The sequence below is a fragment of the Collinsella sp. AF25-2LB genome (assembly GCF_003458415.1).
GTDB lineage: Bacteria > Actinomycetota > Coriobacteriia > Coriobacteriales > Coriobacteriaceae > Collinsella.
Window position 1 is genome coordinate 38,463 of record NZ_QRUF01000015.1, and the last position, 9,572, is coordinate 48,034.

Here is a 9,572-nt window from a genome sequence, read left to right on the forward strand (position 1 = left end):
CATTACATGCCCCACGGGCTTGCTCACTGGGCGAATTGGCTGCGGTAGAGTTCGGCATAGAAGCCGTCTGCCGCCAGCAGCTCGTCGTGTGTGCCCCGCTCGATAATCTGGCCGTCGCGCATCACCAGAATGCAGTCGGCGTTGCGGATGGTGCTCAGGCGGTGCGCCACGACAAAGCTCGTACGACCGGCCATGAGCTCGTCGAATGCCGCCTGAACCTGCAACTCGGTGCGGGTATCGATGCTCGAGGTCGCCTCGTCCAGCAGCAAGATTGCCGGGTCGGTGAGCATGACGCGCGCGATGCACAGCAGCTGCTTTTGGCCCTGGCTAAACGTGCCGCCGTCCTCGCCGATTACCGTATCGTAGCCGCCCGGCAGCTGCACGATAAACTTGTGCGCATGCGCGCGCTTGGCGGCCTCGATAACCTGCTCGCGCGTGGCATCGGGGCAACCGTACGCGATGTTGTCTGCCACCGTGCCCTCGAACAGCCAGGTATCTTGCAGCACCATGCCAAAGGCGCGGCGCAGGCTTGCACGCGTGTAATCACGCGAAGACCGGCCATCGACCATGATGCGTCCGGCATCGATATCGTAAAACCGCAGCAGCAAGTTGATGAGCGTCGTCTTGCCGCAGCCCGTGGGACCGACCAGGGCAAAGCGCATGCCGGGCTTAGCCTCAATGCAGATATCCTGCAGCAGCTTGCGGTCAGGCACGTAGCTAAAGTCCACATGTTCAAAGGCGACCTCGCCCTGCGGGGCGGCAAGCTCCACGGCATCCGACGCATCGGGCTCCTGCTCGCGTGCATCAAGCAACGCAAACATGCGGCGCGCCGAGGCGTACGCGGTCTGGATCTGCGTGATGACGTTCGTGACCTCGTTGAACGGCTTGGTGTACTGGTTGGCGTAGGACAGGAAAATCTGCACGCCGCCCACCGTGAGCGCCGCCGGCACGCCCGTGATCACGCCCACGCAGCCGATCACAGCGACAACGGCGTAGATGATGTTGTTGATAAAGCGCGTGCCGGGATTAGAAAGCGAACCCATGAACTGCGCGCGCTCACCTGCCGTATAGAGCTCGGCGTTGAGCGCGTCGAAGCGCGCTTGGGCGTTGGGGCCGTAGGCAAAGGCGTCGACAAGCTTCTGCTCGCCTACGTACTCCTCGATATGACCACCGAGCTGCCCTTGAATACGCTGCTGCGCCGTAAAGCTCTTGTTGGAAAGCTTGGCGATGGCGCCGGCCGCAAAGATGGAAAGCGGCGTGACGAGCACCACCACGAGCGTCATGGCCAGGTTAATGGAGAGCATAAACGCGAGCGTGCCCACGATGGTGATAACGCCGGTGAAAAGCTGCGTGAAGCCCTGCAGCAGACCGTCGCCCACCTGGTCGACGTCATTGACCACGCGGCTCATAAGGTCGCCGTGGGCATGGCTGTCGATAAAGCTGAGCGGCATGCGGCTGAGCTTGTCACTTGCCTCCACGCGCATGTCACGCACCGTTTCGTAGGACAGGCGGTTGACGCAATAGCCCTGCAGCCACTGGAAGGACGCTGCTCCCACCACGACGAGCGCGAGTTTGGTAACGAGCGGCAGCAGCGCATCGAAGTCCACCTGGCCCGCGGCAACGATCAGGTCGATGCCCTCGCCAATGAGGATGGGCGTGTAGAGCTGCAGGATCACCGAGACGGCGGCACTCACAAACGACGCTGCAAACGAGACGCGGTGCGGACGAACATAGCCCAGCAGGCGGCGAGTCACCGCACCGGCGGGATAGCGCTCGGGGTCGCCGGGCTGGCGCGGACCGTCACCCAGGTCGTTGAGGTTATCGTTGCCGGACACGTTGGCCGTCATCGTGGCGACCGAACCGGAGGAAGTGTACGGATTCATTTAGCAGCCCTCCTTTGCGCAGACGGATGCGGGGGCGGTCGGAGCGGACGCGAGTCTTGGGGTGGGCGTGGGCGTCGTGCTCCCCTGCTGGCCCTCGAGCTCCTCGCGGCGCAGCTGCGACTGGCAAATCTCGCGATAGAGCTGGCAGGTCGCGTACAGCTCATCGTGCGTGCCCAGGCCCGCGACCGAACCGTGATCGAGCACGCAGATCATGTCGGCGTCGCGCACGGTCGAAACGCGCTGGCTCACGATGACGGTCGTGAGCGGCAGACCACCCTCGGCGGCACCACGCACGCTGCGCTCGCGAATGGCATGGCGAAGCGCCGCGTCGGTCTTAAAGTCGAGCGCCGAGGCAGAGTCATCCATGATCAGGACCTGTGGCGAGCCCACCAGGGCGCGCGCGATGGTCAAGCGCTGGCGCTGACCGCCGCTGAAGTTCTTGCCGCCCGCCTCGACCGGAGCGTCGAGCCCCTGCGGCTTGTTGCGCACGAACTCGCTCGCCTGTGCCATATCGAGCGCTGCCCAGAGCTCCTCGTCGGTCGCCGACTCGTCACGCCAGGTCAGGTTGCTGCGGATGGTGCCGCTCACCAGCGACGCTCGCTGCGGAACGGTCGCGACCACATGGCGCAGCTGATCGAGCGGCCAGGTGCGCACGTCGGCGCCCATCACGCTCACACTGCCGGCGCCCGCATCGTACAGGCGCGGGATAAGCGAGACGAGCGTGGACTTGCCGCTGCCCGTACCGCCAATAATGCCAAGCGTCTTGCCCAGCGGGAGCTCCAGGGTCACATCGTTGACGGCGTTGGCAGCGCCAGCGCCAAAGGAGAAGCTCGCATGACTCAAGCTCAACGCGGGAACCGGAACAGCGTTGCCCATCGCGCTCGGCTCGGGCAGTGCGACCGGCTCGTTGCCCTCGTCGGTGATGCTCGGCACGCAGTTGAGCACCTCGTTGATACGCGAAGCACTCGCGCTCGCCTTGGTAAAGACCACGACCAGGTTGGCGACGTACACGATGGAGGTCAGGGTCTGCGTCATGTAGTTCACAAACGCCATGACCTGGCCCTGCGTAAGCTCGCCCACGTTGACCTGGATGCCGCCCACCCACAGGATGGCGCACACGCCCAGGTTCATCACCAAAAACGTGACGGGATTAAGGATTGACGAGAGCTTGCCCACCGCGATGGCGGTATTGGCCTGGTCATCGGCGGCTTGGGCAAAACGCTCGCGCTCGTGGTCCTCACGCACAAAGGCGCGAACAACGCGGGCGCCCGAAAGCCCCTCGCGGCAGATAAGCGCGATGCGGTCGAGCTTTGCCTGCAGCTGCTTGTAGTAGGGAATGCAGCGCGCCATGACAAACCAAAACACCAGGCCGATGGCGGGCGTGCAAATCAAAAAGACCATGCCGAGCTTAAGGTCGATGGCAAGGGCCGCGCACATAGAGCCCACCGCCAAGAAGGGCCAGCGGATGAGCATGCGCACGCCCAGCGCCACGGCAAGCTGCACCTGGTTGACATCGTTGGTGATACGCGTGATGAGCGACGGCGTGCCAAAGCGATCGAGTTCGGCATAGCTCAGCTTGTTGATGTGCTGGTAGAGTGCGCCGCGAATGTCAGTACCCATGCCCTGCGAGGTGAGCGCCGCCATCTTTTGGCAGACGAGCGTAAACGAGATGCCGATCACGGCCATGGCGGCAAGCACCATGCCGTAGTGGACGACGGCGTCCACGTCGTGCGAGCCAATGCCCTTATCGATCATCTGGGCAATCACCAGCGGCGTCAGCAGGTCAAAGATCACTTCGATCAACTTGCACGCAGGGCCGATCACCATATATCGGCGAAACTTACCACCAAAACGCCTGAGCAACTCAATCATGTATAGGCGCTCCCTATCATCATCCACATTCAATTCGAACCATGATAGTACCGCCACCCCAAAAGAAGCGTAAACAACTCGTCATTTCTAACGGGATTCAGTTTTCAGAGGAGCATACGCGCACACCCAGCCAGTGGCGGGCCAATCGCTTGGTATACTTACATTAGTGCTACCAAGTTAGTCGCCGACCCTTGAAATGAGGTGCCGAGATGAACGACATTCTCGCGAGAAGAGCAAGACGAACAACCTTGGGCATCGCCCTTTCCGCGGCACTTATCGCGGGAATCGCCCCCGCAACGGCGATCGCGGCAGAAACCAGTTCCCCCACCGGTGCGGCCGTTTCGCAGACGAGCGCCGCCAACGGCAATTCGGGCGCCCCGCAGACAGAAGACGCGGCCGCCGCAAAAGAAAAAGCGTATGCAGCCATGCAGGAAGCGCTCAAAAAACTCGAGGCCGCAAAAGACGCCGCAAGTCCCGAGAAAATTGCGAGATTCAATGATGACATTGCCCGTTTTCAAGAGCTCCGCGACAAGATGGCGGCGCAAGCCGCCGAAGAGAGGGGACTCCTTCCCACCATGCAAGCGGACATCGATGCAGCCCAAGCCAAATACGACGGGGCCATCAACCGGGTAAGCGAGCTCCAGGCAGAATTAGACAAGAAACTTGAGATGCTTAAGACACTCGAAGCACTCGGCTACGAGGAGTTTGTCGAAACTGTTAAACAGCAAATAAAGCAGTTGCACAGTGAGATCGTAACGGCAAAAGCGCAAGTAGGCCATTGCGAAGAGGAGCTCCGCGAGTTCCAGTACCGCCTCAGAAATCAGGAAAGACGAGTTAATAACTGTGAACGTGCTGTAGAGAAATATAAAGGCGATATCGACCGGTTCATAGCCTGGCGAGATGCGCTCCTCGACAATTTGAAAAAAGCGCAAACGGCCTATGACGACGCCTGCAAGGCATACGAAGAGGCAAAGGCCGCGGCAGACAAGGCCACCTCGCCCGAGATAACGCAACCGACCGAGACGACGCCTCCCTCCAACTCGGCGCAACCGGCCGAGGCGACACAGCCCACCGGCTCGTCCGCGACCGGCAAAAATACCCCGCCAAACTCCACCAAGCAGGCGAACTCGAGCAGCGGCAAGCAAGCAGATACGACCGCCGGCAAGCTCGCGAACACGGGAGACGCAGCACCGAGCGCAATCGCACTCGCAGCAGTCGCCGCCGCAGGCCTCGGAATAACCGCCACAGCCACACGCCGCCTCAAGAACTCAAAATAGCCGCCAGAGCATACTACCTTCGCCAATCCACAAACCCAGAGACAAAAGAGGCCCGTTTCCCCAACCCAGGGAAACGGGCCTCTTTAATTAACTGCAAAAATTCAAGCAACAGCACCGCCGACTCTTGAACCACATAGCCATCAATGCCCAGACAACGCCAGCAAGCCGCATTCCGCAAGAGATAGATTAAATTAGATAAACGCGCCTTTACGGGTGATTTTTGGACGACGGGGCCCGGCCGGCGGCGAGGTGTTTGGTAGTCGAGCGATCCCACAGGCGAAGCCGAGGACCAGCGAGACACCAAACACCTCGCCGCCGGCCGGGCCATGTCGCGGCACCAAAAAAGCGCCTAGCGCGTTCGATGGATTCGGATGCCCGACAGAGGCTCCTTATGGCTGCTTCCTTCCGGACCTGACCAGATTCGGAACATGTCGTCATCCGAACCCATCGAACGCGCTAGGCGCTCGATATATATTACCTGCTCCCGCCCGATGGGGCAAGACAGCTAATTTGGGACGAGGCTTTTTTGACTACTTTTTGACTGGGGACATCAGGGTGACGAAAGTAGCCAAGAAAGCCCCGTCCCCAAAAGACTGATCTGGTGCTGCGCCACAAAAAGGGCCTATCTACTACGTTTTGGTCGCAGGGGTCGACCATAGCCGACTTTTTCGAAAACCGGCAAGCTCTCTACCTGCGGTTTCATTTTTGCAAATTCCGAGATAGTCGAGGGTGGTCGGTTAAACGTAGTAGATAGCCGTGTTTCGTGGCAAACGGTCCGACTCGAAACCCATGTCGACCAGCCTCGGATGACCATTCACGAAGTTGCGGTGGAATACGGACTGAATTGGCACCTTAAAGGCAAAAACACTCCGTATTTCACCGCAACTTATAGAGAGATAGGTTTTAGAGGCGGGCGAGGTCGTAGGATCGAGCGGCAGACTCGCCGGCGCAGATAAGGTTGGTTATGGCTTCTTGGGGATCGAGCGCCAGCTCAAGGCCTATGGGCTTGCGGCAGATCGTCAAAACCAGGTCGACGCCCTGCTCATACACCGCATCCAGGTTGTCAGCGCGACCGCCCACGACGGCAACAACCGGCTTGCCATAGCGCTTGGCACGGCGGGCCACACCCACCGGCGCCTTGCCGGCGGCGGATTGCTCGTCCATATTGCCCTCGCCCGTTATGACCAGGTCGACATCGCGCACGCGCTCGTCAAACCCAATCAGATCAAGCACCGTCTCCACGCCCGAATGTAGCTCTGCACCGAGCGCTAGCAGCGCGGCGCCCAGACCGCCAGCGGCACCGGCGCCGGGCACGCCGAGCACCGAGCCAAACGTCCGCGTGCCCTCGGGCACGCGCAGTAACCCCTGAGCCCGTGCCTCGGCAATCGCCGTATCGAGCAGGCGACCGTAACCGACCATCCAGCCGTCGTACCCGCCCAGCGCTTCGACATCGTCTGTCGGCAGGCCCTTTTGCCCGCCAAACACCGCAAGTGCCCCGCGACGCCCCACGAGCGGATTCTCGACATCGGAAAGCACCACGACACGCGCGCCATCCAAAGCCTGCAGCGCTGGCGCCAAATCAACGCTCGCCACCTGCTCAAGGCCCGCGAGCCCCGGCGCGATATCGCAGCCACGGTCATCGACAAGACGCGCGCTCAGCGCTTGCAGCATGCCGGCGCCACCGTCGTTGGTGGCGCTGCCGCCCAGTCCTATATATAGAGTCCTCGCCCCCGCGCGAACCGCACGAAGCATCAGCTCGCCCACGCCATAGGTCGTAGCGGCCAACGCCGCCGACTCCGTGCACGGCGAGTACCCGATGCCCGCGGCTTCGGCCATCTCAATGACAGCCGACTCGTGCTCGCCGTCCACCAGCATCCGGGCAGCCACGCGCATGCCCAAGGGACCTGCCACCTCGCAGGTCACAATCTCACCGCCGCACGCGGCAACGGCATCGAGCGTTCCCTCACCGCCATCCGCCAGCGGCAGCGCGCTTACTTGGGCATCGGGCCACACGCGGCGCACGCCCCCGGCAACTGCCGCCTCCGCCTGCGCGCTCGACACGCTGCCCTTAAAGGAGTCAATCGCCAGCAGCACACGGCGGGGCCGGCGGCACGCAGGACCAAAGTCAACTGCCGCGCCAGCATCCTCACCGGCACCTGCAAGCGCTGCGGCGTGAGCAGCGTGTGCGTCAAGATCGGCCCCACAACCGCAATCAGCGCCGCCCGCTCCGCGCAGACCGCCAAAATAGCTACTCAGCAGCTCGCGGCATTCATCCGCCAAGACCCCAGCCGTCACATTAAACCGATGATTCAGGCGCGAATCGGCATTGAGGTCGTATAGCGACCCCAGAGCGCCCGCCTTAGCATCGGCCGCGCCGTACACGCAGCGCCCCACGCGCGCATTAACCATAAGCCCCGCGCACATGCAGCAGGGCTCGAGCGTCACGTAGACCGTACAATCGGAAAGGCGCCAGCGTCCAAGCGACTGAGCGGCGGCGCATAGGGCCGCAAACTCGGCATGCGCCGAAGGATCCTGGTCGAGCTCGCGGCGATTATGCGCCCGCGCGACAATCTCACCCGCGCGCACCACTACGGCACCGATCGGCACCTCGCCCACCGCCGCGGCGGCACGCGCCTCCGACAGCGCCTCACGCATGAACTTCTCATCGATTCCGGTGCTCGTCATCGTTCGCCTCCCCTGTTGCAAATCCAAAACGATGCTATCATTACGACTCACGGAGAGATGGCAGAGCGGTTGAATGCGGCGGTCTTGAAAACCGTTGAGCGCGAGAGCGTTCCGGGGGTTCGAATCCCCCTCTCTCCGCCACTCTTAGTGACTCACCGGCGTCATGGTCCGCTCGAACAGCGCATCGACCACGTCGGCGATTTCGGATCGGCGCTCCAGTACGTGGCCCGATTCCCACCACATGGTAAAGAGCCGAATAATGCCGCCGGCGACAAACTCAGACGTTGTCTCGAGCGATACGGGCGCAAGCGCATCCTCGTCAAGCGCGCTCATCACGCGCCCGCGTATGGAGCGCGCGATGCGGTCGCAAATCATGCTGGTCAGCATGCCCGACATACTGCTCGCCAAAATGTTATCCATGAGCTGCTCATGCGCCAGAATCAGATCCATGGCATCGGCGAACACTTCGTGGCGAAGCGCGCGCACGTCCTCGGCGCCCTCCGCGCCATCCGCATCGGCCCGCTTTTGCGGCAGACCCGACATGAGTTCATCGATATAGAAGGCAAAGTAATCGTTTTTGTCGCGGAAGTGCTTGTAGAACGTCGTCCGACGAATCATAGCGCGGTCGCACAGCATGGCAACCGTCACGTCCTCAAACCGATGCTCTTCGAGCAGCTCAGTAAAGGCCTCGAACAGGGCCCGATAGGTTTTCTTGATGCGAAGGTCCATACGTATCGCCCTCCTCAAGGAAAAGACAGCGCTCACTAATCTGTCGCATATCTTACACCTGTATCGCCCGCCCCCTGGCGATTGGCCTCACCTTGGTGGAAACATAACGCTTACCGGAAAGTTCGGTATCGCCAAGGGTTGCGGGTATACTAGTAGCGTTACACCAACGGCAGCCGGCGGAAGACGCCGCGGCCATTCGAAACGGAGACACCATGATTCCCGTCATCATCGGTATCGTTGTTGTCGTTGTGATTGTCTGCGCCATCGCCGGCATCTACAACAACATGGTCACCAAGCGCAATCGCATTGATAACGCCTGGCAGAACATCGACACGCAGCTGCAGCGCCGCAACGACCTGATCCCTAACCTAGTCGAGACCGTCAAGGGCTATGCCAAACACGAGCAGGACACGCTTGCCGCCGTGGTCAACGCGCGCAACGCCGCCGTAAGCGCCACCACGCCCGAAGCCAAGATGGAAGCCGACAACGTGCTGACCGGCGCTCTGCGCCAGCTCTTCGCCGTGGCCGAGGCTTACCCCGATCTTAAGGCGAACACCAACTTTACGCAGCTCCAAGCCACGCTCGAAGACACCGAGAACAAGGTGAGCTACGCGCGCCAGAGCTACAACGACTGCGTGCTCAGCTACAACAACGCCATCCAGACGTTCCCTGCCGTCATCTTTGCCGGCATCTTCCAGTTTAAGGAGCGCCAGGGCTTCGAGGCCGCCGAAGCAGCCCGCCAGGCACCGACCGTCAAGTTCTAACAGATCCGCAGCGTATCCTTAATCGGGTATATGCATAAACCGCCCCGTCGAATGCATACTTCGACGGGGCGGTTTCCTTTGTCGCGAAGGTCCCCCTCAAGGCGCCGTGCATTTTTGGGAGTATTCAGCACAGCCAAGAGCTTTGGGCTCCGCAGCAGAGGCGTTAGATAGCGAATACCCCTGCAGCCAGAGACCCAGCAGCCCATAACACCGCCTATTATTCGCGAAAAGCATCGACAAGCACGGATTTTTGCCCGAACGACGGTATACAGGAGCCTTCGATTACAGAATACTCGCAAAAATGCACGTCGCCACCACCCCCACATGGCGCGACGCAAAACAAAAGCGCGGCCTAAAAGGCC

The 9,572-nt window shown here is 61.2% G+C and carries 6 protein-coding genes, 1 tRNA gene and 1 other RNA gene; 3 read left to right on the forward strand and 5 right to left on the reverse strand.

Translation table 11 applies throughout. The features are described 5' to 3' along the window. Positions 1 to 23 precede the first annotated feature (23 nt). Together DWY51_RS07630 and DWY51_RS07635 are read right to left on the reverse strand one after the other, a co-directional pair. Complete coding sequence (locus DWY51_RS07630) at positions 24 to 1,883, reverse strand: ABC transporter ATP-binding protein (protein WP_117770419.1); 1,860 nt, start codon at positions 1,881 to 1,883, stop codon at positions 24 to 26. Beyond that, a complete protein-coding gene (locus DWY51_RS07635) occupies positions 1,884 to 3,755 on the reverse strand; it encodes an ABC transporter ATP-binding protein (RefSeq protein WP_117770420.1) in 1,872 nt (623 codons plus the stop codon). A gap of 209 nt (positions 3,756 to 3,964) precedes the next feature. On the opposite strand from DWY51_RS07635, the gene DWY51_RS07640 reads away from it, so the two are divergent. Then, positions 3,965 to 5,032, forward strand: coding sequence for a hypothetical protein (locus DWY51_RS07640; RefSeq protein WP_117770421.1), 1,068 nt, complete (start codon positions 3,965 to 3,967; stop codon positions 5,030 to 5,032). Between the two features lie 355 nt (positions 5,033 to 5,387). On the opposite strand, the gene ffs is transcribed toward DWY51_RS07640, so the two are convergent. Together ffs and tadA are read right to left on the reverse strand one after the other, a co-directional pair. Beyond that, positions 5,388 to 5,483, reverse strand: an RNA gene (gene ffs / locus DWY51_RS07645) — signal recognition particle sRNA small type. A 452-nt stretch (positions 5,484 to 5,935) separates the two neighbouring features. Beyond that, on the reverse strand, positions 5,936 to 7,717 hold the full coding sequence (gene tadA, locus DWY51_RS07650; RefSeq protein ID WP_117770422.1) for a tRNA adenosine(34) deaminase TadA: 1,782 nt from the start codon (positions 7,715 to 7,717) through the stop codon (positions 5,936 to 5,938). 51 nt (positions 7,718 to 7,768) lie between these two features. Here tadA and DWY51_RS07655 point away from each other — a divergent pair. Beyond that, a tRNA-Ser gene (locus DWY51_RS07655) sits at positions 7,769 to 7,858 on the forward strand. 3 nt (positions 7,859 to 7,861) lie between these two features. Here the strand turns inward: DWY51_RS07655 and DWY51_RS07660 are convergent. Beyond that, positions 7,862 to 8,446: a TetR/AcrR family transcriptional regulator gene (locus tag DWY51_RS07660; RefSeq protein ID WP_117757518.1), complete on the reverse strand. Its 585-nt coding sequence runs from the start codon at positions 8,444 to 8,446 to the stop codon at positions 7,862 to 7,864. A gap of 212 nt (positions 8,447 to 8,658) precedes the next feature. On the opposite strand from DWY51_RS07660, the gene DWY51_RS07665 reads away from it, so the two are divergent. Beyond that, a complete protein-coding gene (locus tag DWY51_RS07665) occupies positions 8,659 to 9,210 on the forward strand; it encodes a LemA family protein (RefSeq protein WP_089573514.1) in 552 nt (183 codons plus the stop codon). The last annotated feature ends 362 nt before the right edge of the window (positions 9,211 to 9,572 follow it).

Bases quoted from the DNA above. Each gene is read 5' to 3' on its own strand.
- DWY51_RS07635 (WP_117770420.1), bottom strand. From the start codon at position 3,755: ATGATTGAGTTGCTCAGGCGTTTTGGTGGTAAGTTTCGCCGATATATG.
- tadA (WP_117770422.1), bottom strand. From the start codon at position 7,717: ATGACGAGCACCGGAATCGATGAGAAGTTCATGCGTGAGGCGCTGTCG.
- DWY51_RS07630 (WP_117770419.1), bottom strand. From the start codon at position 1,883: ATGAATCCGTACACTTCCTCCGGTTCGGTCGCCACGATGACGGCCAAC.
- DWY51_RS07660 (WP_117757518.1), bottom strand. From the start codon at position 8,446: ATGGACCTTCGCATCAAGAAAACCTATCGGGCCCTGTTCGAGGCCTTT.
- DWY51_RS07640 (WP_117770421.1), top strand. From the start codon at position 3,965: ATGAACGACATTCTCGCGAGAAGAGCAAGACGAACAACCTTGGGCATC.
- DWY51_RS07665 (WP_089573514.1), top strand. From the start codon at position 8,659: ATGATTCCCGTCATCATCGGTATCGTTGTTGTCGTTGTGATTGTCTGC.